This is a genomic window from Paenibacillus sp. USHLN196 (assembly GCF_037144955.1).
Lineage (GTDB): Bacteria > Bacillota > Bacilli > Paenibacillales > Paenibacillaceae > Paenibacillus > Paenibacillus xylanexedens_C.
The window spans coordinates 1-21,736 of sequence record NZ_JBBCYH010000028.1 but is presented as its reverse complement, the minus strand read 5'-3'; the positions used below and the strand labels follow the sequence as shown (position 1 = coordinate 21,736).

Below are 21,736 nucleotides of genomic sequence, written 5' to 3'. Positions count from 1 at the left end.
CGGTAAAGACTCTTAGGACCCGAAAGGCTGTGGATTGCCACGGCGCGCATGAACTAAATAATGCTATTCAAGCGAAACCCACCGTCAGGCTTCCGACCTTATGAGGTGGGTTTTCGCTTGCTACGGAACTTTTTGCGTAACCAACGGTAAAGCTTTCGCCCACTCAGTACAATACTGAGGATCGCAGCAATCCATCGGATCACATCAAGCAACGCCACAAGTTTGATCATCGACGTCACCCCCTCTCGGGAAGCTGCGCCGTGATCAGAAAACATCCACCGTTATTCAAACGTCCATAACATTAATTATAGCACGTATGTTCCTATGTCTCTACCATTTATTGCTTGTGTTAGTATAGGCTCACACATGCAGATATCCTGCCTTAACATGACTCTATCTTAATATTGATGTCTTTTTTAAGTATCAGTTTTGTTATCATTGGTATCCAGACATTTCCGATTTAACCTAGAGTACACAACGTTTAGTGATGAATCACCCTTGCCTGCATGATACCAATCGTGGGTAAAGGTGGTTTTTTTCTTGCGAAATTGTCATCGGGCTTCACTGGATTGTTACGTTAACAAGATCGGAATTGGGTAAAACCATAGAAGGAGGTGTTACGATGACAACCAAGAGAACGATGGCATGGAAACGGATTGGTGCAATCGCATTATCGTTAACGCTGGCTTGGGGGATGGGACCAGTACATACGCTATCAGGCGCTAACGCTTCATCCTCGCAGGCATGTGGAAAGGGAGATCAAGGACTAGCTGCTACATTGAAAAAAGGCAGTGGTGTAGAAGAGCAACACCTGCAATTTACCGATATTGATTTTCTTAATGATACGACTGGACGAGCTGGGGGTGAAGGATTCCTGATCGGTACCTCGAATGCAGGATGTACGTGGCAGTCCATATATACAGGACAGTGGCAATTCACACAGGTCGATTTTCCGAATAATGTGAACGGATATGCGCTGGCACAAGTGAAGAATTCATCTGCAACCTATCTGATCCGTACCCATGACGGGGGATCTCACTGGACGCGGCTCGATACGCCGGGCATTCAATTCAAACGCATCGATTTCCGCAATAAAGATGTAGGTTATGGCTACACCTATAATGGTGCATATCAGACGAAGGATGGCGGGGTGACCTGGAGTAAAATCAACACACCTGCCAATACGCGAGCAGCTGCTTTCGCGACAGAGAAACAAGGGTATGCTGTCGTGGTTGTACCCGGATCAGGATATCATTTGAAGCATACGAGTGATTGTGGCAAGAACTGGATAACCTCTCTTCGCGTTGTCTCAGACACATGGAACGGAGCGGATCTGTATGCACATGGCCAGCAAGTGTGGGCCCTTCTGTATGGTGATGCAGGCATGTCCCAACAATCTTACTCCCTCTATGCGAGCGGTAATCAAGGCAAGAACTGGACACAAGTATTTGCACAATCCACAGCAGGAGGAGGCCCTGCACCTGGAACGAACAGTATAGGTAAAGGTACCGGGCCTGCCAATCCTGGTGGTCACCCTGGCAACATGGCGCTGATTGGTAATCAGACGGCTTATCTGTCCGCAGGTTCACCCGCAGCTGGTAAAGTGGGGATTGGACGTTCATATGATAAAGGTTCCACGTGGAAAAACGTCGACCTAAAAGACCCGGGATATAGTTCCCGCATCTCTTTCCCTTCCGCCAATACCGGTTGGCTTGTTGTAACGAGTGATAACTCCCCGGCAATCTATCAGACTACAGATGGTGGAACCACGTGGACACAAAAAATGTTGTTGCCCTCAGAGTAGGGTTAAGCGGTCTATTATTCTGAAATAACAACCAGACAAATCCAAATTAGAAATGTATAAAATTCAATTTGGCATGTCTCTGCATGAGTTTGTATAACAAACAAGCCCCTTCCTGATCAACTACACAGGAAGGGGCTTGTTTGCGTGGGAATAATAACGGTTGAAACCTGCTCCAAAACAAGTTATTGTAAGCGATAAAAATACATTTATTGGAGGTTGAAATTATGGTTGAGGTTATTCTAAAGGCTGATTCAGATCAAGGATTAATAAATCGCAATATATATGGTCACTTTTCCGAACACTTGGGACGTTGTATATATGAGGGCTTGTGGGTAGGAGAAGATTCACCTATTCCGAATACGGATGGGATTCGAAATGATGTATTGACTGCCTTGCAGAAGCTTAATATTCCAGTGCTTCGCTGGCCAGGTGGTTGTTTTGCCGATGAATATCACTGGAAAGATGGCGTGGGCCCGAAGAGTGAGCGTGCTCGTATGATCAATACGCATTGGGGCGGTGTGGAAGAAAATAATCACTTTGGTACACATGAATTCTTGAGACTGTGTGAGCTGCTCGGTACGAAGCCGTATATCAGCGGTAACTTGGGTAGTGGTACGGTCCAGGAGATGCAGGAGTGGGTGGAGTATATCACGTTTGACGGCGAATCCCCGATGGCGAACTGGCGGAAGAGTAACGGCAGGGAAGAGCCTTGGAAACTGAAGTATTTTGGTGTGGGGAATGAGAACTGGGGATGCGGTGGAAATATGCGCCCTGAATATTATGCGGATGAATATCGCCGGTATGCTACATACGTACGTAACTATTCCGGGAACGAGATCTATAAGATCGCTTGTGGACCCAACGAAGGCAACTATGAATGGATGGAAGTGCTGATGCGGGAGGCTGCTCGCTTTATGGACGGAATCAGTCTTCATTATTACACCATCCCTACAGGAGAGTGGAATGATAAAGGTGCAGCCACAGGATTCGGAGAGGCTGAGTGGTTCACCACCTTGAAGAAGACGCTATATATGGATGAATTGCTGGTGAAGCACTCCGAGATTATGGACAAATATGATCCAGAGGGCAGAGTCGGCATTATTGTGGACGAATGGGGCACGTGGTATAACGTTGAGCCGGGAACCAATCCAGGGTTCCTGTATCAACAGAATACGATGCGGGATGCTGTGCTTGCAGGCGTTAATCTGAATATTTTCAATCAACACAATAAACGGGTACATATGGCAAATCTTGCGCAGATCGTCAATGTGCTTCAATCGCTTGTGCTCACGGAAGGGGACAAAATGCTCCTGACCCCTACGTATCATGTATTTGATATGTATCAGGTGCATATGGATGCGCAGCGACTGGACTTGAATTATGAAAGCCCAGGATACACATTTGGGGAAGAGACCATTCCACAGCTCAGCTTATCAGCCTCCCGTAACAAGGATGGGGTCATCCATGTGACGGCTTGTAATCTAAGCCACACGGATGAGTTGGAAGTCGTATGCCAGCTGGAAGCAGCTCAAGCGGCTAAAGTATCTGGGCAGATTCTGCATCATGCTGATTTTGGTGCATTCAATACCTTTGAACAACCAAGTCACGTTCAGCCTGTAGCATGGGATGGAATCACACTGGAGAATAACACACTGCGTTTTGTCCTTCCACCCGCATCGGTTGGGGTGCTCGCTGTAGAGGGTTAATGCATGAAAAGGCAGGAACCTTGCAAGGGGTGCAATGAACAATATGATGTGAAGGTTAGCGACGCCAAAATGGCCAGACTTGTGGAGATTGCCTCACGTTCTCGTCCGACGGTGCAGGATGAGGAATATGAGCGTCGACTATCCATCTGCTCTACTTGTCCGGGATTGCAATATGGTACAACCTGCAGGCATTGTGGTTGTCTCGTACAGGTGCGTGCGAAGCTGAGTGAATCGACATGTCCTTTTCCTTATGAATCGCAATGGGCCTGATCTAATGAAAGAATCTCATTATAATGAAGCAAAAGGGAGTTGCACTTTACAGGTGTGACTCTTCTTTTTTGGCTTCATGAGGAAAAAACTCTGAATTTGGATTTGAATTGAGCGAGGGAACTGGATATAGTTATACAGTAGAGTGTAGGATAGCGAGCTATCCGGGAATATGAGCGCGTATAGCGACACAACAATACGGGGAGGGCTGTTCTCACCGGCCGTGCCTGATTTTGCGTCGCCTCGAATATAATGGAGGTTAACATTCATGTCGAACATGCGACCGGTACACATCCGGCTGCACAGCCGTTATGAAGGTGAAGATGTGCTGCAGGAAATGCAGGGTGAAGCCGTGTTAAAAGGGTCTGTTCTTTATGTTCGTTATGAAGAACCGCAGGTTGGACCTGAGGGGGGGACAACCCGTACAACATTGAAGCTGGGCGGACAATCCATCAAAATTATACGTCACGGTGAGGTGGAATCGGAGCAGACTTTTGAATTGAATCGGAAGCTTCCTGGTTTCTATCGATCACCATACATGTCGTTTGCCCTGTCCACGCATACACAGAAGCTGGAACTTTCCATTCAGGGATTGAGCGCACGCGCAGCGTGGAGCTACGACTTTTACCGCTTTGATGAAGAATCCGGACATTTCGCGATTAGTTTGCATATACAGGAGGAACCAATTTCATGACACGTAATCCACTAGATACGATTAACGAACGGGTAAGCACGGCCATCGGCAACGCCATTGTGACGGCCGGAATTGTTACGCAGGACGAATTGCCAGCCATCACATTGGAAGTGCCACGTGAGAAGACACACGGGGACTTGGCGACCAATGCTGCTATGCAGCTGACCAAGATTGCCAAGCGCAATCCGCGTCAGATTGCTGAAGAGATCATTGCCAATCTGAATCTGTCTGAAGCAGGAATTGAGAAAGCTGAGATTGCTGGTCCAGGATTCATTAACTTCAAATTGGACAAGAGTTACCTTTACCCGGTACTTGCGCTTGTGCAGGAGCAGGGCGAAGATTACGGAAGAATTAGCATCGGAGAAGGACGCAAAGTCGAGATGGAATTCGTCAGTGCCAACCCGACAGGCAGTTTGCACCTGGGCCATGCCCGTGGAGCAGCTGTAGGTGATGCACTATGTAACATCCTTGACTACGCAGGATATGATGTAACCCGTGAATACTACATTAATGATGCAGGTAATCAGGTGTTTAATCTGGCGCGTTCCATTGAAGCTCGTTATCTGCAAGAGCTGGGTCAGGATGCTGAGATGCCTGAAGACGGTTATCACGGTGAAGATATTAAAGGATTTGCCAAGCAGCTTGTTGCTGAAAAGGGTGAAGAATTGTTGTCCATGCATCCTGGTGACCGTGCGGCTTATTTCCGTGACTTTGGCCTGGAGAAGGAACTGGACAAGATCAAGCGTGACTTGAATCGCTTCCGTGTTAATTTTGACATCTGGTTTAGCGAAACTTCCCTGTATGACAACGGAGAAGTGCTGCGAGTGCTTGATGAATTGCGTGACCGCAATGAGATCTATGAGCAAGATGGAGCAACTTGGCTGAAAACGATGCAGTACGGTGACGACAAAGAACGTGTATTGATCAAGAACGATGGCACGTACACATATCTGACGCCGGACATTGCTTATCACCGTGACAAATATGCCCGTGGATACGACACGATGATCAACATCTGGGGTGCGGATCACCACGGATATATTCCACGGATGAAGGCCGCTATGCAAGCACTGGGCAATGACCCTGAGAAACTGGTGGTTTTGATTGCACAGATGGTGAGCTTGTTCCAGAACGGTGAAAAAGTGAAGATGTCCAAGCGGACAGGTAAAGCTGTAACGATGGAAGACCTGATGGATGAAGTCGGCATTGATGCCATCCGTTACTTCTTCACAATGCGCAGCATGGACTCCCATCTGGATTTTGACATGGACCTTGCTATTTCGACATCCAATGAGAATCCGGTATTCTACGTACAATATGCGCATGCACGTGTATGCAGCGTATATCGTCAAGCTGAAGAACAAGGCATTGAGCTGCTGCCACTGGCACAGATTGACCTGTCCAAGCTGACAACAGAGCACGAGTATGACCTTCTCCGCAAAATGGGAGAGCTGCCTGAAGAAATCTCGGCAGCGGCAACAGGATATGCGCCTCACCGCATCATCCGTTACGTATACGAGCTGGCATCCCTGTTCCACAGCTACTACCGTGCAGAACGCGTTATTACGGAAGACGCGCAGCAAACTCAGGCGCGTCTGGCGCTGATCGGTGCTGTGCGTACCGTTATCGCAACAGCGCTTCGTCTGGTAGGCGTAACCGCACCAGACAAAATGTAAACTCAGGCTCGCGGCACATCGCCGCCCTGCCTAAGGAAAAAAGTCTCCATGCCCACGTTGCGTAATCAACGTGGTACATGGAGACTTTTTTTGTGTACTCATGGCTGAGGAAACCGGCCTGCCCCGAGTACACAAGTCTGCCCTGCTCTGCCATTGCAGCGGTCGCAACCTGGAGTTTCAGCCGCTACGCAATATCCGCTCGCGCGTGTGCTGTCTGGGCCGAGCCACTGCGTTTCGCCACCAAGCTTCAAGCGAGTCCTGCTGACCGCTGGGCAGATCAGGATCACTCCCCGCCCTCCTGCATTAGCCGCAGGGCGTCAATCTCCCCACCGCGTACCTTGCTTTTTGCGGTGGTGGTCTTGCGGGCGCGCAGCGGGATCGTAGCACGTTTGACGAGTGTCTTGATTTCGCTGGGGGATAGTCCAGGATGTTTCGCCAGCAGCAAAGCGATTGCACCGCTCACATGGGATGTCGCCATGGATGTGCCGCTCATCTCGTGATGCTTGCCTTGTACCCAGGAGGAGACGATCTTATCGCCAGGCGCATAGACATCCACGTATGCGCCCCGATTGCTGAAGGACGCAATACGTCTGTTTTTGTCGGTTGCCCCAACAGATATGGTCTGCGGATACCTTGCCGGATAATCAATACTGCGGCGTTTGCCGTCATTTCCTGACGAAGCAACAATGACGATGCCGGCATGATATGCACGATTGACCACGTCAAGAAGCGCCTTGCTCCGTGTTTTCATGCCAAAGCTCATATTGATGATATCGACCTTGTTGCGTACACACCAGTCGATGCCAAGCACAATGTCGGATACATAAGCTGATCCGTTGTGGTCAAATGCTTTCACCGGATAGATCAGGGAGCGTGGAGCTACACCAATCATGCCTGCGGTGCTGTTGGCTGCAGCGATAGTCCCTGCAATGTGGGTACCGTGTCCGTTATCATCATGGGGAAGCAGGCTGCGGTTTAACAGGTTGATTCCGCGTGCCAGGGAATAACGAAGATCGGGGTGGTGATAATCAGCACCCGTATCAATCACACCGATTTTAATTCGGTGTCCTGTAGACACAGACCATACTTTGGGTGCCCGGATTTGTTTCACTCCCCAAGGTATGCCTTGGGCATTGCTCGGTTTACTGTGAAGTGCAGTGGCGTGAAGTGAGATGGGTACGTCTGCTTCAATCGTAATTTCATCCCCATAACGGTACAGATCCTCTGGGCGTTGTACCGGAGCAATAATGGAACGAGCCAGTCGCGAGGAGCGGACAGCTTCAAGGTCAGTGAATTCATTCCGCATTCGAGACAATTCTACGAGACAGGCCTCATACTGCTGCGGTTTGGCAAATCGGATCAAATATCGCCCTCCCTGTTCTGGTTCAGGGCGTCGCATTCCGTCAATCAATTGATGCAATAAACCAGTATAGTCCATAATGGGCAGCCCCCTTCGGGATGAACATGCTGAGGTATTCTATGAATGCGCTCATCCCGCCGCATGGGGAACTTGCCCTTTTTTTACAAAAACACATACTCTTCGTGTCAAAACGGGCGCAGGGACATATGATGGATGGAGAGCTAGAGGGCTCTTGCGGGGAACCTGGTGAGGAGCAATCCTTCAAGGGTATACAGTCAGAAGGCGGAGGGGACTCCGTCTTTTTTATTATGGAGTTGTCGCTTTGGCAAAAGAAGTTATTCCTATGAGTTCGATGTCACTTCATGTTTAATATATGGACATATTGTTGCTGCTCTCCGTATTTGCGTCACATCCGTACATAAAAACTTGCTTTTTAACGCTAAATAGGTTTTACTTAGGTTTGTTAATGGATATGTTATACGTAACAGTCCAGTTCGTAGGGGTTAAAAAGTGAATTTTGTGTGAGAGGAAGTGTCTGCAGTGAGTACCTCGCTCAATTTGAAAATTGATAAAGAAAAGGTAAAAGAGATCCCTTTGGTGGACCTTGCCTTTATGGTGCTGAAAGCGGCTAATACGCCGTATTACTATCGTGACTTGATGAATGAGGTAGCGAAGCAGCGCGGAATGACTGATGAAGAAATCAACGAGTTTATCGCCCAGCTATATACCGAGATTAATATCGATGGCCGTTTTGCTTGTGTCGGTACGAGTCTGTGGGGCTTGAAGCGCTGGTATCCGGTAGCCGGAACAGAAGATTCCATGACGGGTGCGAAGCGTCCGCGTATCATCAACGATGAAGACGATGATCTGGAAGATGAAGACTTCGGTGAAGAAGAAGACAGCTATAACAGCGACGAAGACTTCGACAGCACGGATAAAGACGAAGAAGAAGACGAAGAAGATGAAGACGAAGACGACATCTTTGATGAAGAAGACAGCGAAGAAGAAGTGCTGGTCGAAGATGACGATCTGGAAGATGAAGACCTCGAAGAAGACGAAGAAGAGTCCGAAAACGAGGATGAATTTGACGACGATTCTGATAATCGGTAGTCATTTTTGACGTCTATAATTTACCCGTTTCCCCGGAATAGTCAGCCTTGACAGCAGACGGGGTAACGGGTAAACTATTGCATGGGCTTATGAATGAGCGACAATATATTTATGTTTTTTATAGAAGGTGCCCCGTCCTGCGGGAGTACTTTTTTTTGTATTTTTAGAGGCATAATTTTGCAAAATGTTTTCAATTCCGCATGCTCCCGGCCAACATTTCATGGCCCGTTTTTGTATATCAAAAACACGAAATGGAATGAAGGCTACCGGAATGTTTGCACCATTTTTTGCTGTAAAACAACGTTTATTTAAACCGTCTTCGCAGAAAGAGCAGTTCGGCAGATGCAGGGAATTTCTGCCATTGCTCTTTTTAACGATGATTACCTGGGAAACAGGTTACGATAACACCATATATCGCCTGAATTTCTGTACTTATATTAGGAGGGTAATAACAGTGACAAAGTATATTTTCGTGACGGGCGGAGTTGTGTCCTCCCTAGGCAAAGGGATTACGGCTGCTTCGCTGGGCAGATTGCTGAAAAACAGAGGGCTTAAGGTAACGATTCAGAAATTTGATCCATACATCAACATCGACCCAGGGACAATGAGCCCTTATCAGCATGGCGAGGTTTTTGTAACGGATGATGGCGCGGAAACGGATCTGGACCTTGGCCACTATGAACGTTTTATTGATATCAATCTCTCCAAAAACAGCAACGTCACGACTGGTAAAGTATACTCTTCCGTCATCAGCAAAGAGCGACGCGGGGAATATCTGGGCGGAACGGTACAAGTTATCCCACACATTACGAACGAGATCAAAGAGCGTGTATTCCGCGCTGGACGTGAAGCGGGTTCGGATGTTGTTATTACGGAAATTGGCGGAACAGTGGGCGACATCGAGAGTTTGCCTTTCCTGGAAGCCATTCGTCAAATCAAGAGTGATGTAGGTCGCGACAATGTGATGTACATCCACGTAACTCTTATTCCTTACATCAAAGCAGCAGGTGAAGTGAAAACAAAACCAACGCAGCATAGTGTTAAGGAACTGCGCAGCATCGGTATTCAACCGAATGTCATTGTCTGCCGTACGGAGTATGAATTGTCTAACGACATGAAAGCCAAAATCGCTCTCTTCTGCGACATTGATGAGAATGCTGTAGTGGAATGTCGCGATGCAGACACGTTGTATCAAGTACCTCTGAACCTGCGTGAAGAAGGTTTGGATGAGATCGTGGTAAACCACTTGAAACTGACTACTCCTGCACCGGATATGAGCGAGTGGGAAGGACTGGTTGACCGGATCAACAAGCTGGAGCATACGGTTGAGATTGCTATTGTTGGTAAATATGTAGCGTTGCATGATGCATACCTTAGTGTCGTTGAATCCTTGTCTCATGCAGGATTTGCATCCAATGCAGATGTGAAGATTCGCTGGATTCATTCCGAAGATATCACCGATGAGAACGTAGGCGACCTCTTGCATGGCGTTGGCGGCATCTTGGTTCCTGGTGGATTTGGAGACCGGGGTATCGAAGGTAAAGTATCCGCAATCCGTTATGCCCGTGAGAAACAAATTCCGTTCTTCGGTATTTGCCTGGGCATGCAGGTTTCCGTTATTGAGTATGCACGTTCCATCGTTGGCTTGAATGGTGCGAACAGCTCCGAGATTAATCCGGCTACGGAATTCCCGGTAATCGATCTGTTGCCTGAGCAAAAAGATATCGAAAATCTGGGTGGTACGATGCGTCTGGGTCTGTATCCTTGTAAGCTTCAGGAAGGTTCTTTGGCAATGGCTTGTTATGATGACGAGCTGGTGTATGAGAGACACCGTCACCGGTATGAGTTCAACAATGAATATCGTGAAGCGATCGAAAAGGCAGGACTGGTTATCTCGGGTACATCCCCGGATGGACGTCTGGTTGAGATTGTGGAACTTCCAGGTCACCCATGGTTCTTGGCGGTACAATTCCATCCGGAATTCACTTCCCGTCCGAACCGTCCGCAACCATTGTTCCGTGAGTTCGTGAAAGCGTCTCTGGAGAATGCACAGAAATAATACAGGGTAGTAGTGTTAACGTAATAGATATTGGGATGTTCCAGGCAACCACAGCGGATGCCGGAACATCCCTTTTTTTGCGTGAAAAGCAGTTCGAAATGCTTTTTGTCATTTTATGAAGGTAGCAGGATTTTAATGGAAGAGGTAGAATACTTATCATGACGACTATGGGATAGTTATCCAGATTCGAAGGTGTACATGCTTTCCTAATTCTAGGAGGTTACAGAGTGGAAGATAAAAAAGTTCTAATTGTTGATGATCAGAATGGTATTCGAATCCTGTTAATGGAAGTATTCAGCAGTGAAGGATATAACACGTTTCAAGCACCCAACGGCAAGATTGCCCTGGAAATTGTGAACAATGACAAGCCTGATCTGGTACTGCTCGATATGAAGATTCCTGGGATGGACGGCCTGGAAATCCTGAAGCATATTAAAGAAATTGATCCAGATATCAAGGTCATCATGATGACCGCTTATGGCGAACTGGACATGATTAAGGAAGCCACGGATCTCGGAGCACTCATGCATTTCACAAAACCATTTGATATCGATGAGATGCGAGTGGCTGTGAATATGCAGCTTCGCAATGGTGCTGCCAATAAATGCAGCTGAATCCTGTAGATACAGGATTTTTTTGCGTGTGAAGAACATAGAAGATGCGTGGTGGAAAATGGGGTATTTCACTCCCTCATCCGGGGAATATTGGAAATGGGGAAGTCATAAAGCAGTGTCTATGAAAACTGTGCTGCAAAGCACAGCATTTTTGCAAATGCTTGTTTAGTATTTGACATGGGATGTGGTATAATAAGCCCGTATGTGATTTCGGCTAAAAACCATAGACACAACCCAAACCCCTAGGAGGATTGAAACCATGCCATTAGTATCTATGACAGACATGTTGAACAAAGCACTTGAAGGAAAATATGCAGTTGGTCAATACAACATCAATAACCTTGAGTGGACTCAAGCGATTCTTGGTGCTGCTGAAGAAGAGAAATCCCCAGTAATTCTGGGTGTATCCGAAGGCGCAGCACGTCACATTGGTGGCTTCTACACTGTAGTTAAAATGGTAGAAGGACTCATTCACGACATGAAAATCACTGTTCCAGTTGCAATTCACCTGGACCACGGTTCAAGCTTCGACAAGTGTAAAGAAGCGATCGATGCTGGATTCACATCCGTTATGATCGACGGTTCCCACCACTCTATCGATGAGAACATCGAAATGACTAAAAAAGTTGTTGAATATGCACACGCTAAAGGCGTTTCTGTAGAAGCTGAAGTAGGTACTGTAGGCGGACAAGAAGACGACGTTATCGGCGGTATCATGTATGCTGACCTGAACGAGTGTATCCGTATCGTTAAAGAAACAGGTATCGACACATTGGCACCTGCTCTTGGTTCCGTACACGGTCCTTACCATGGCGAGCCTAACCTGGGCTTCAAAGAAATGGAAGAAGTTCGTGACGCGGTACAAGTTCCACTCGTATTGCACGGTGGTACAGGTATTCCTAAACACGACATCGACAAAGCCATTTCCCTGGGTACATCCAAAATCAACGTAAACACAGAGAACCAAATTGCTTTCTCAAAAGTAGTTCGTGAAGTGCTTGCAGCTAAACCGGATGCTTACGATCCACGTACATTCATCGTACCAGGCCGTGATGCAATCAAAGAAACAGTTAAAGGTAAAATCCGCGAGTTTGGTTCCAACAACAAAGCGTAATTTATCTTTACCAGTTCCATACTGTGAAATGGAAGAACACCGCCTAGCCGGTGTCTTTCCATTTTCACACCTTATTTCTACATCGGAAGCCAACAGCACGTATTGCCGTTCATCGGCTGCAAAACACGTAGGGGGACATTAAGCTTTATGGAAAAATTGATGATTAGTGGCGGACGTCCGTTACAGGGAACTGTAACCATAAGCGGCGCCAAGAACAGCGCCATTGCGCTTATTCCTGCAGCATTGCTTGCCGAGTCAGAAGTCGTGTTGGACAACCTTCCACTTTTGAGTGATGTGGCGGTTTATGCAGAAATTTTGGAGGAACTCGGAGCACATGTAACTTGGGAAGGCAGTCAGATGAAGATTGATCCTTCTGACATCAAATCCATTCCTATGCCGAATGGTCCCGTGAAGAAGCTTCGTGCTTCGTATTATATGATGGGTGCATTATTAGGGCGTTTCAAAGAAGCGACCATAGGTTTACCAGGGGGCTGTAATTTCGAGCCTCGTCCAATTGATCAACATATCAAAGGGTTTGAAGCGCTTGGCGCAACCGTAACAAACGAACACGGCTCCATTCATTTGCATGCCAAAGAGCTGCGCGGAGCAAAAATCTATCTTGATGTAAGCAGTGTCGGTGCAACCATTAATATCATGCTGGCGGCTACTCGTGCCAAAGGCTCTACAATTATCGAAAACGCGGCTAAAGAGCCTGAGATTATAGATGTAGCAACACTTCTGAATTCCATGGGTGCCAGCATCAAGGGTGCAGGTACCGAAACGATCCGTATTGAAGGGGTTTCGGAGCTTAAAGGCTGCCGTCATTCCATCATTCCGGACCGTATCCAAGCGGGTACGTATATGATCGCTGCAGCGGCAACGCGCGGTGATGTTCTGATTGACAATGTGATTCCCAAACATCTGGAAGCTTTAACAGCAAAGCTGCTGGAGATGGGTGTTGGCATTGAGGAATTGGATGAAAGTATACGTGTCATTGGAAAACCAAGCTATAACCACGTTGACGTGAAGGCACTTGTATATCCTGGTTTTCCAACCGATTTACAGTCACCAATGACCAGTGTTTTAACACAGGCAACCGGTGTTAGTGTCCTGAGCGACTTTGTATACAGTAATCGGTTCAAGCATGTGCCAGAGCTGGTGCGGATGGGCGCTAAGATTCGGGTAGAAGGACGGTCAGCGATTATTGAAGGCAGTGCATTGAACGCGGCCAAAGTAAAAGCATCCGATCTTCGAGCTGGAGCAGCACTGGTGATCGCAGGTCTTACGGTCAGTGAAGGTGTGACTGAAGTAACAGGGGTCGAATATATCGATCGTGGTTACGATCACCTGGTGACCAATCTTCGTCTGCTTGGTGCAGATGTATGGCGGGAAACCGATTAATTGATAAGCATCATGTATGATTCTGTCATGCGCATGTTTATTTTAGCTGGATTGCATATCCTTTCAGTAATTGGGTAAACCTGTTTTAATAGAGTTCTCAGTCTCTCCGGCATAAGACGAAATGTTTCTGTTTCCTTTACCGGAGGGTCTTTTTTTGAATCAAACTTCATATGGCTGTAAGAACATCATTTTTCTTTCCCCACCCCCCGGTTTTGTTTGAACCTGCGCTCCATAGCCGGTCTACCTGGATCGATCGCCTCATTGAATCGTGTTCACTCATTAGCGGATTATGCCGAATATGGCCATCCCACCCGGAAACTTACACTCAAAGACAAGTATTTGCATTATAACGGTTACATTCCGTACAATGGACAGAAGAGATTGTGGCAGACGCTGCGCTCTATAGCCGGAACATCTAGCGAAACTATCCATTTCACACGGACTTATTAATTGAATAGGTGGTTATTATATGGATCTACAAATTTCCGATTTGGAAGAAATGAAACTAACGGACCTCTACAAGCTGGCCAAAAAATATCAGATTCCTTACTATGGTACGTTAAAAAAGAAAGAATTAATCTTTGCTATATTGCGTGCACAAGCCGAACAAAGCGGTCTGATGTTCATGCAAGGCGTACTCGAAATTTTACCTGAAGGTTACGGATTTCTTCGGCCGATCAACTACTTGCCAAGCACGGAAGACATCTACATCTCAGCTTCTCAGATTCGCAAGTTTGACCTAAGAACAGGTGACCTCGTATCAGGTAAGTGTAGGACGCCTAAGGAAAACGAGAGATACTTCGGTTTGTTGCAAGTCAACGCTGTAAATGGTGAGAATCCATCGGCGGCTGCAGAGCGACTTCACTTCCCGGCACTAACCCCACTGTATCCGCAGAAAAAACTGGTTCTCGAAACATCCCCCAACCATTTGTCCACACGCATTATGGATGTGCTCGCCCCAGTAGGATTGGGACAGCGCGGATTGATCGTAGCACCTCCCAAAGCGGGTAAAACGCTTCTCCTCAAAGAAATTGCCAACAGCATCTCAACTAACAATCCAGAAATTGAACTGTTTGTCCTGTTGATTGATGAACGTCCAGAGGAAGTAACGGATATGTCACGTTCGGTAAAAGGGGAAGTTGTGGCTTCGACATTTGATGAACTGCCTGAGAATCATATCAAGGTGGCGGAATTGGTGCTTGAACGTGCGCTTCGTTTGGTTGAGGCTAAAAAGGATGTCGTTATCCTGCTGGATAGCATTACACGTCTTGCCCGTGCATATAACCTGGTTATTCCACCATCTGGTCGTACGCTTAGTGGTGGTATTGACCCAGCTGCATTCCATCGTCCGAAACGTTTCTTCGGTTCAGCACGGAATGTGGAAGAAGGCGGAAGTTTGACCATCCTGGCAACGGCATTAATTGATACCGGTTCACGTATGGATGACGTCATTTATGAAGAGTTTAAGGGTACGGGTAATATGGAGTTGCATCTGGACCGTCGTCTGGCTGAACGTCGTATATTCCCGGCAATCGACATTCGTCGTTCTGGTACGCGTCGTGAAGAAGTGTTGCTCAGCAAGGAAGAGCTGGATACAATTTGGGCGATTCGCAAGAATATGAATGATTCCCATGACTTTGTCGAAGGTTTCCTGAAGAAACTTCGCAACAGCAAGACAAATGCAGAGTTTTTGGCGGCATTTGATTCAGCTGGTAATAGTCCAACAAGCAATTCGGGGACAACAACAACCCGTCGCTCACCAAGACAGACAGCTACGTCAGGTACATCGACATAAGTGTCGCTCGACCCATAACATGCGTTTAGCAGCGTTGCTGTGAATTTTACAATACACTCGTCGTTAGGTTTAACCCATTAGATGTGAGGAGAACATCATGTATTTAGTATACGCAGATGAAAAAGGTAATGTATTTGATCACCCATCCTTGTACGGGCTTGCCCGTAGCGGAGATATGATCGTTGAAATTATGGAGGATGAACTGATCCCTTTGCCGGAGGGTGCAACTTTGGTTGGACTCCCAAGTACTCGGCCCATTGGTATGGACCCGGATACAGGTGAGATGTTGCCGATGCCAACGGACACACAGGCTGTAGGTGCGTTGCTTCCACAGGGTTTCACTCGTTTGTGTCTCCCTGGTTATGTGAAGACGGATAAAGAGTATAAATTGCCGTTATTCGGCTATTCCGCAGTAGTTTGGAAAGATGGCGGTTTCTATGTCACGGCTGCGAAGTCGGATAGTCCTGACCAATGGAATCCGCTGAACTGTGATCGGGATGATGTGCGTTCCGGAGTTAAACGGTTGACGGAGCAATATCCCGAGAACCGTCTTTATACCCATCTGTCCAATTGTGCGCTCGGATATGAATGTCTAACTTCGTCGAACACGTTCCTGAATCGTTGGGAAGGCGGAGTGCCGGTATCCTATTCCTGTAATGCGGGGTGTTTCGGATGTATCTCCGAGCAACCGGATGATAGTGGTTTTGTTTCCCCGCAGACACGTATGAACTTCCGCCCGCGGGTGGATGAGATTGTCCAAGTCATGATGGAGCACCTGAAGACACCGGAATCCATCATTAGCTTTGGACAAGGTTGTGAAGGGGAGCCTTCCACGCAGGCCAAGCTGATTATCGAAGCCATTCGTGAAGTGCGTTCCGTCACGGATATGGGGTATATCAACATTAATACCAATGCGGGTCTGAATGATCATATTAGAGGAATTGTTGACGCTGGATTGGATCTGATGCGCGTAAGTACAATTAGTGCACTGGATGACCACTATAACGCCTACTATAAGCCGCGTGGCTATACCTTGGCCAATGTCGAGAAGTCGATGAAATACGCAGCGCAGCAGGGGGTATACACCTCCATTAACTATTTGATCTTCCCAGGTGTAACAGATCGTGAGGAAGAGATTGAAGCAATGATTGAGTTTGCACGAAGAACGGATCTGCGTTTGATTCAGATGCGCAATCTCAATATTGATCCGGAGAGCTATCTGGAGTTAATTCCTCCGGCTCAAGGTGATATCTTGGGCATGAAGCAGATGATTGAAATCTTTGAAGACGAGTTGCCTGATGTGGTGATTGGATCGTATACTCACGTACCACCAGCTGGAATGGCACGTCCAAAACGGTTGATTACCTCTTAACAATAATGGATTGCAACAGGCATTAGGCCGTGTTATAATCTCAGAGTTGTGCCATTTACTCTGGGTCCGCTTGAGGCTCAGGGCGGAAAGAGGTGAAAGGTAATGAAAGAAGCAATTCATCCTAATTACACGATTGGTCAAGTATCTTGCGCTTGCGGGAATACTTTTGAGACAGGTTCGGTTAAAGACGGACTTCGTGTAGAGATTTGCTCCGCGTGCCACCCGTTCTTCACAGGTAAACAGAAGTTTATCGATGCTGGCGGCCGTGTTGATCGTTTCAAGAAGAAATACGGAATCTAATAGGACAATTCTTGGAGTTGTCTGCTAATTGCATCCAACCCACCCCTGCTGATCTGGCAGGGGTTTTTATATGTTTTATGCAAACATAGTTGCTGCTGCGTTCCTTCTGGTTGCAATTTGGATAACCTTACGTTATACTATTTCTTACCGTGCTAGATGGGGAGGTAGCGGTGCCCTGTAACTCGCAATCCGCTATAGCGAGGTTGAATTCCTGCTAGAGGTTTTGTCGATGTGAGGTTTGGTCCCTGAACGTGGTGTTGACGGTTGGGTCCTCCGCAATGAGTACTCATGAACCTGGTCAGGTCCGGAAGGAAGCAGCCATAAGTGAGATCACTCTTGTGCCGGAGGGTCGCCTAGCCCGAGCTATTGTTCAGGGGTGCCACTTGGATCGCAAATATCGATAGCAGGTGCACGGCTTACCATTTAAATGTAGAGACCTTTGCAGTTGTATGTATGCAGAGGTCTTTTTGATATGTCTTAAAAAACCACGCATGAATGAGTCAGATAAAGTTTGGATTCACCCTGGAATATAGTATAATAGGGGAACGACAAAGGACTCGAATGCGAAGTGGAAGGAAGGTAACGCATCATGGAGCATATCGCGTTATACCGGGCTTGGCGTCCCCAGTCGTTTCAAGATATGGTGGGACAACAGCATATTATTCAGACCTTGCAGAACGCGATTCGTGAACAGCGGACTTCCCATGCCTACTTATTTAGCGGGCCCAGAGGAACGGGAAAGACGAGTGCCGCCAAGATTTTGGCCAAAGCTGTGAACTGCGAACGTGGGCCTGCGCCTGAACCTTGTAACGAGTGTGAAGCTTGCCGTAGGATTACGACTGGCGCTGTGATGGATGTGCAGGAGATTGATGCTGCATCCAATCGGGGCGTTGAGGAGATCCGTGATCTTCGGGAAAAGGTTAAATATGCGCCAACCGAAGTCCGGCAGAAAGTCTATATTATTGATGAAGTGCACATGCTGACGACGGAGGCATTCAATGCTTTGCTCAAAACATTGGAGGAGCCACCGCCACATGTGATGTTTATTTTGGCAACAACGGAACCGCACCGCCTTCCGGCTACCATTATATCGCGCTGTCAGCGATTTGATTTTCGCCGGGTTTCCCTGGAAGAGCAGACAGCAAGACTTACACTGATCTGTGAACAGGAAGGCATGGAAGCTGACCAGGACGCCCTCCAATACATTGCCCGTTTATCGGATGGTGGAATGAGGGATGCACTTAGTGTGCTGGATCAGATCTCTTCATTTACGGATGGACGAGTAACGTACCAGCAGGTTATGGACATGACGGGTGGAATTGCTTCAGAGCAATTTGCCAAACTGGCTGCTTCACTGCTCAAAGGTGATGTTGGTCATATTTTGCAGATGATTGAAGGCTTCATGCATGAAGGGAAAAGTGCAGACAAGTGCATGGAGAATTTACTGTATTATTTCCGTGATTTGCTTATGATTAAGATGGTGCCTGATGCAGACAAACTGACGGACCGGGTACTTAATCCGGAAGCTTTCCGTGATATGGCGGAGTCATTCACCAAGGAACAACTGTTCCACATGATCGACACCCTTAATCGGTACCAGAGTGAAATGAAATATGCCGTACAGCCACAGACATTATTTGAAGTCGCATTGCTTAAATTGTGTAGTATTCCAGCACAAGGAGAGGCTTCTGTTCAGGTGGGGGCTTCATCTCATGCAGCACCTGCTGATGGGGGAGAGATCAACCGCTTGAAGCAGCAGCTTGCTGAGCTGGAGAAGAAATTGGATCGTGCACTTAAGAGCGGGTTGTCTGGTGGAGATGGTGCATCAAGTGCTCCATCGCGTCCGGCAACAAGAGCCCCTGTATCCAGAGGGAACTCGCCTGCGAAGCTTCCTGCACAGTTGGATCAATATGTTGCGCGCAAGGGAGCCCCTGAGTTCGCAGAGATCAGCAAAAAATGGAGTCAGATCCTGCAACGAGTGAAGGAAGAGAGAGTTACCGTTCACGCTTGGTTTGTGGATGGTGATCCAGTATCATTGCTTGAAGACAACGTTCTGGTTGCTTTCAAAAACAATATTCACCGTGAAACGACGGAGAAGCAGGCTAACCGCGAAGTCATTGAGCGGGTGTTGTCCGAACAACTTGGGCGCCCGGCACGATTGGTGACGATGATGCTCAAAGATTGGACCGGAGCTATGGAAGGAGCTTCTGAAGCGCCAAAGGAGGACTTTAAGCTTGAACCTGAGCATGAAGACGGCGGTTCAGGCAACCAACAACCTTGGATTGATGAAGCCATCCAGCTCTTTGGTGAGGACCTTGTAGTGATCAAAGAATAATGCGTATAGCGCGATAACTATAACAAAGGAGATGAACAATTATGAACAACATGAACCAAATGATGAAACAAGTGAAGAAGATGCAGGAGCAAATGCTGAAAGCACAAGAGGAACTGGCGGACAAAACAGTCCAAGGTACTTCGGGCGGCGGCGTTGTAACGGCTGAAGTTAACGGGCACAAGAAATTGCTTGCTATCACGATCAAACCTGAAGCGGTAGATCCGGAAGATGTTGAAATGTTGCAGGATCTTGTTATGACAGCAGTTAATGATGCAATGGCCAAAGCTGATGAGATTGCCAACAAGGATATGGGCAAGTTCACAGGCGGCATGAATATTCCGGGACTATTTTAATTTAAATTGATCCTGTCAAAGGAGACATAATCGATTGTATTATCCCGAACCAATAGCCAAGCTGATTGATGCCTTTACCCGTTTGCCAGGTGTAGGCCCCAAGACAGCAGCGCGTTTAGCTTTTCATGTGCTTAACATGAAGGAAGATGACGTTATCGATTTTGCCAAAGCACTCGTGAGTGTGAAGCGCAATCTTCATTACTGCTCAGTGTGTTGTAATATCACCGATACGGATCCGTGTCGCATCTGTCAGGATAAGTCCAGGGATGTCTCTGTCATCTGTGTAGTTCAGGATTCGAAAGATCTGGTTGCCATGGAGCGCACCAAGGAATTCGATGGATACTATCATGTGTTACAGGGTGCGATTTCGCCTATGGAGGGAATTGGCCCGGACGATATTCGTTTGAAGGAACTTCTGGTTCGATTAAGTGATGAACGGATAAAAGAGATCATTCTGGCGACAAACCCCAATATTGAGGGTGAGGCTACAGCGATGTACATCTCCCGCTTGGTGCGTCCGTTTGAGATCAGTGTGACTCGAATCGCCCATGGATTGCCTGTAGGAGGCGATCTGGAGTATGCCGATGAGGTGACTCTTTCGAAAGCCTTGGAAGGGCGCAGGGAAATGCGTTAGTGTATTTGTTTTAAACACAGCATACTCCCGAGAGACTTTGTGTGCTAAATATGATTCTTTTAACCAAGAGAGCCTTAGGGCTCTCTTTTTTTTGTGAGGAAAATGAAATGTCCAAGTTCTAAGTTTGTCCTTTCCCTGATAAGTATGAGAATATGCTGCACTGATCAGGAGGGGGAGAGTTTATGTTTAAGTGGCGAAATATACGGAACTCGATGGAGAAGCGCAACAGAATGTTGAAGGAACTTGAGGCGGATCAAATCTATGCAGATATTCAGTTGGCAAAACAGGAATGGGAGCGGGCAATGAGACAGTTCGAAGATGCGCAGGGGCAGGATGAGATTGATTATGCCATTTATGTGTTGGAGGCAGCCGAGCGGAAGTACCAGATTCATTTGAAGAGAGCGAAGCGAGCCCGGGCGAATGATGATGTTACATCACAGCGAGGGGTTAGTATGTAGAGTCAGGTTTACATTAAACACGGAGGTGCACCATATGAAGAGTATTATATTGGGGAGTGTATTGGTTGTATCGTTACTGGGACTTATTGTTGTATTGTTCAGAAAGCGAATAGGGTTATCGTTTTTCACGTCTTTTGGAATTCATCTGGTGCTGGCTGCAGTAGGGATTTACATCGTGAATTATTCCGGTTGGATTACAGGTACCTACATCCCGCTGAACCCTGCAACGATAGGGACTGTAACTGTTTTGGGATTGCCGGGTGTTGGGCTGTTATTGGGGTTGAAAATTTCTTTGTTCGGATAGTTGACTTCGGGATTATTTATATGGTACATTATATCTCGTTGCTTTGCTTGCTTGGTTACATGCTTTTGATGAAATGAAGAAGTTCATAACGAGCTTCGAAAAAGAATTTCAAAAAAACACTTGACCAAAACAAACGAAGTATGATATATTATAAAAGTCGCCGCTGAGAGAAAATGGTGACGAAAAAACAAGTTTGATCTTTGAAAACTGAACAACGAGTGAGTAAACATTCTGCTTGCAGAATGAAACGCGAAAGTTTGAAACAAGCCTTGGCTTGAATCGACTGGAGCACAAATGAGATTTTTAATCTCGTCAGATTCAAAATGAGCTTATCGCTCTTTTCAATACTTTATTGGAGAGTTTGATCCTGGCTCAGGACG

General features: G+C 47.0%; 21 protein-coding genes and 1 other RNA gene. 19 read left to right on the top strand and 3 right to left on the bottom strand.

Annotated features, from left to right (window positions below):
* Nucleotides 1-98 precede the first annotated feature (98 nt).
* Complete coding sequence (locus tag WFI24_RS33325; RefSeq protein WP_307221547.1) at nucleotides 99-230, bottom strand: hypothetical protein; 132 nt, start codon at nucleotides 228-230, stop codon at nucleotides 99-101.
* Between the two features lie 392 nt (nucleotides 231-622).
* On the opposite strand from WFI24_RS33325, the gene WFI24_RS33320 reads away from it, so the two are divergent.
* From WFI24_RS33320 to argS, 5 genes are all read left to right on the top strand, one after another.
* Nucleotides 623-1,804, top strand: coding sequence for a WD40/YVTN/BNR-like repeat-containing protein (locus WFI24_RS33320; protein WP_336766066.1), 1,182 nt, complete (start codon nucleotides 623-625; stop codon nucleotides 1,802-1,804).
* Between the two features lie 224 nt (nucleotides 1,805-2,028).
* A complete protein-coding gene (locus WFI24_RS33315; protein WP_336766065.1) occupies nucleotides 2,029-3,510 on the top strand; it encodes an alpha-N-arabinofuranosidase in 1,482 nt (493 codons plus the stop codon).
* Nucleotides 3,511-3,513: 3 nt separating this feature from the next.
* A complete protein-coding gene (locus WFI24_RS33310) occupies nucleotides 3,514-3,780 on the top strand; it encodes a DUF6171 family protein (RefSeq protein WP_336766064.1) in 267 nt (88 codons plus the stop codon).
* 265 nt (nucleotides 3,781-4,045) lie between these two features.
* Nucleotides 4,046-4,471 (top strand): DUF1934 domain-containing protein, encoded by a 426-nt coding sequence (locus WFI24_RS33305; RefSeq protein WP_017691299.1) that lies wholly within the window; start codon nucleotides 4,046-4,048, stop codon nucleotides 4,469-4,471.
* Complete coding sequence (gene argS, locus WFI24_RS33300; protein ID WP_336766063.1) at nucleotides 4,468-6,147, top strand: arginine--tRNA ligase; 1,680 nt, start codon at nucleotides 4,468-4,470, stop codon at nucleotides 6,145-6,147. Before WFI24_RS33305 ends, argS begins: the two co-directional genes overlap by 4 nt.
* A gap of 98 nt (nucleotides 6,148-6,245) precedes the next feature.
* Here the strand turns inward: argS and WFI24_RS33295 are convergent, their stop codons facing one another.
* Nucleotides 6,246-6,434, bottom strand: coding sequence for a hypothetical protein (locus tag WFI24_RS33295; RefSeq protein WP_336766062.1), 189 nt, complete (start codon nucleotides 6,432-6,434; stop codon nucleotides 6,246-6,248).
* Nucleotides 6,431-7,585: a S8 family peptidase gene (locus WFI24_RS33290; protein ID WP_145326610.1), complete on the bottom strand. Its 1,155-nt coding sequence runs from the start codon at nucleotides 7,583-7,585 to the stop codon at nucleotides 6,431-6,433. Before WFI24_RS33290 ends, WFI24_RS33295 begins: the two co-directional genes overlap by 4 nt.
* A gap of 462 nt (nucleotides 7,586-8,047) precedes the next feature.
* Here WFI24_RS33290 and rpoE point away from each other — a divergent pair, with 462 nt between their 5' ends.
* The 14 genes from rpoE to WFI24_RS33220 all read left to right on the top strand — a co-directional run bounded on the left by rpoE (nucleotide 8,048) and on the right by WFI24_RS33220 (nucleotide 21,356).
* Nucleotides 8,048-8,617: a DNA-directed RNA polymerase subunit delta gene (gene rpoE / locus WFI24_RS33285; RefSeq protein WP_124118867.1), complete on the top strand. Its 570-nt coding sequence runs from the start codon at nucleotides 8,048-8,050 to the stop codon at nucleotides 8,615-8,617.
* Nucleotides 8,618-9,071: 454 nt separating this feature from the next.
* Nucleotides 9,072-10,676: a CTP synthase gene (locus WFI24_RS33280; RefSeq protein WP_145326611.1), complete on the top strand. Its 1,605-nt coding sequence runs from the start codon at nucleotides 9,072-9,074 to the stop codon at nucleotides 10,674-10,676.
* A gap of 227 nt (nucleotides 10,677-10,903) precedes the next feature.
* On the top strand, nucleotides 10,904-11,290 hold the full coding sequence (locus WFI24_RS33275; protein ID WP_145326612.1) for a response regulator: 387 nt from the start codon (nucleotides 10,904-10,906) through the stop codon (nucleotides 11,288-11,290).
* Nucleotides 11,291-11,549: 259 nt separating this feature from the next.
* Entirely contained in the window at nucleotides 11,550-12,404 is an 855-nt protein-coding gene (gene fba / locus WFI24_RS33270) for a class II fructose-1,6-bisphosphate aldolase (protein WP_076334179.1), read from the top strand.
* A 147-nt stretch (nucleotides 12,405-12,551) separates the two neighbouring features.
* Nucleotides 12,552-13,805 carry a UDP-N-acetylglucosamine 1-carboxyvinyltransferase gene (locus WFI24_RS33265; RefSeq protein ID WP_036607261.1) on the top strand — a complete coding sequence of 418 codons (1,254 nt, stop codon included), beginning with the start codon at nucleotides 12,552-12,554 and terminating at the stop codon, nucleotides 13,803-13,805.
* A 469-nt stretch (nucleotides 13,806-14,274) separates the two neighbouring features.
* On the top strand, nucleotides 14,275-15,600 hold the full coding sequence (rho, locus tag WFI24_RS33260; RefSeq protein ID WP_036607258.1) for a transcription termination factor Rho: 1,326 nt from the start codon (nucleotides 14,275-14,277) through the stop codon (nucleotides 15,598-15,600).
* Between the two features lie 97 nt (nucleotides 15,601-15,697).
* Nucleotides 15,698-16,972, top strand: a complete 1,275-nt coding sequence (locus WFI24_RS33255; protein WP_145326614.1) for a radical SAM protein — start codon at nucleotides 15,698-15,700, stop codon at nucleotides 16,970-16,972.
* A gap of 102 nt (nucleotides 16,973-17,074) precedes the next feature.
* Nucleotides 17,075-17,272: a 50S ribosomal protein L31 gene (gene rpmE, locus WFI24_RS33250; protein ID WP_036607255.1), complete on the top strand. Its 198-nt coding sequence runs from the start codon at nucleotides 17,075-17,077 to the stop codon at nucleotides 17,270-17,272.
* A 147-nt stretch (nucleotides 17,273-17,419) separates the two neighbouring features.
* An RNA gene (gene ffs, locus WFI24_RS33245) (signal recognition particle sRNA large type) lies at nucleotides 17,420-17,687 on the top strand.
* A gap of 174 nt (nucleotides 17,688-17,861) precedes the next feature.
* Complete coding sequence (dnaX, locus tag WFI24_RS33240) at nucleotides 17,862-19,607, top strand: DNA polymerase III subunit gamma/tau (protein ID WP_336766061.1); 1,746 nt, start codon at nucleotides 17,862-17,864, stop codon at nucleotides 19,605-19,607.
* A 41-nt stretch (nucleotides 19,608-19,648) separates the two neighbouring features.
* Nucleotides 19,649-19,960 carry a YbaB/EbfC family nucleoid-associated protein gene (locus tag WFI24_RS33235; protein WP_036607248.1) on the top strand — a complete coding sequence of 104 codons (312 nt, stop codon included), beginning with the start codon at nucleotides 19,649-19,651 and terminating at the stop codon, nucleotides 19,958-19,960.
* 34 nt (nucleotides 19,961-19,994) lie between these two features.
* Nucleotides 19,995-20,594: a recombination mediator RecR gene (recR, locus tag WFI24_RS33230; RefSeq protein WP_036607246.1), complete on the top strand. Its 600-nt coding sequence runs from the start codon at nucleotides 19,995-19,997 to the stop codon at nucleotides 20,592-20,594.
* Between the two features lie 182 nt (nucleotides 20,595-20,776).
* On the top strand, nucleotides 20,777-21,052 hold the full coding sequence (locus tag WFI24_RS33225; RefSeq protein ID WP_260871236.1) for a YaaL family protein: 276 nt from the start codon (nucleotides 20,777-20,779) through the stop codon (nucleotides 21,050-21,052).
* A gap of 34 nt (nucleotides 21,053-21,086) precedes the next feature.
* Nucleotides 21,087-21,356 (top strand): pro-sigmaK processing inhibitor BofA family protein, encoded by a 270-nt coding sequence (locus tag WFI24_RS33220; protein ID WP_315939840.1) that lies wholly within the window; start codon nucleotides 21,087-21,089, stop codon nucleotides 21,354-21,356.
* Nucleotides 21,357-21,736 lie beyond the last annotated feature (380 nt).

Bases quoted from the DNA above. Each gene is read 5' to 3' on its own strand.
- argS (WP_336766063.1), top strand. From the start codon at position 4,468: ATGACACGTAATCCACTAGATACGATTAACGAACGGGTAAGCACGGCC.
- WFI24_RS33290 (WP_145326610.1), bottom strand. From the start codon at position 7,585: ATGGACTATACTGGTTTATTGCATCAATTGATTGACGGAATGCGACGC.
- WFI24_RS33315 (WP_336766065.1), top strand. From the start codon at position 2,029: ATGGTTGAGGTTATTCTAAAGGCTGATTCAGATCAAGGATTAATAAAT.
- WFI24_RS33225 (WP_260871236.1), top strand. From the start codon at position 20,777: ATGTTTAAGTGGCGAAATATACGGAACTCGATGGAGAAGCGCAACAGA.
- WFI24_RS33235 (WP_036607248.1), top strand. From the start codon at position 19,649: ATGAACAACATGAACCAAATGATGAAACAAGTGAAGAAGATGCAGGAG.
- WFI24_RS33220 (WP_315939840.1), top strand. From the start codon at position 21,087: ATGAAGAGTATTATATTGGGGAGTGTATTGGTTGTATCGTTACTGGGA.
- WFI24_RS33265 (WP_036607261.1), top strand. From the start codon at position 12,552: ATGGAAAAATTGATGATTAGTGGCGGACGTCCGTTACAGGGAACTGTA.
- rpmE (WP_036607255.1), top strand. From the start codon at position 17,075: ATGAAAGAAGCAATTCATCCTAATTACACGATTGGTCAAGTATCTTGC.
- WFI24_RS33255 (WP_145326614.1), top strand. From the start codon at position 15,698: ATGTATTTAGTATACGCAGATGAAAAAGGTAATGTATTTGATCACCCA.
- dnaX (WP_336766061.1), top strand. From the start codon at position 17,862: ATGGAGCATATCGCGTTATACCGGGCTTGGCGTCCCCAGTCGTTTCAA.
- fba (WP_076334179.1), top strand. From the start codon at position 11,550: ATGCCATTAGTATCTATGACAGACATGTTGAACAAAGCACTTGAAGGA.
- WFI24_RS33325 (WP_307221547.1), bottom strand. From the start codon at position 230: ATGATCAAACTTGTGGCGTTGCTTGATGTGATCCGATGGATTGCTGCG.
- rho (WP_036607258.1), top strand. From the start codon at position 14,275: ATGGATCTACAAATTTCCGATTTGGAAGAAATGAAACTAACGGACCTC.
- WFI24_RS33320 (WP_336766066.1), top strand. From the start codon at position 623: ATGACAACCAAGAGAACGATGGCATGGAAACGGATTGGTGCAATCGCA.
- WFI24_RS33305 (WP_017691299.1), top strand. From the start codon at position 4,046: ATGTCGAACATGCGACCGGTACACATCCGGCTGCACAGCCGTTATGAA.
- WFI24_RS33310 (WP_336766064.1), top strand. From the start codon at position 3,514: ATGAAAAGGCAGGAACCTTGCAAGGGGTGCAATGAACAATATGATGTG.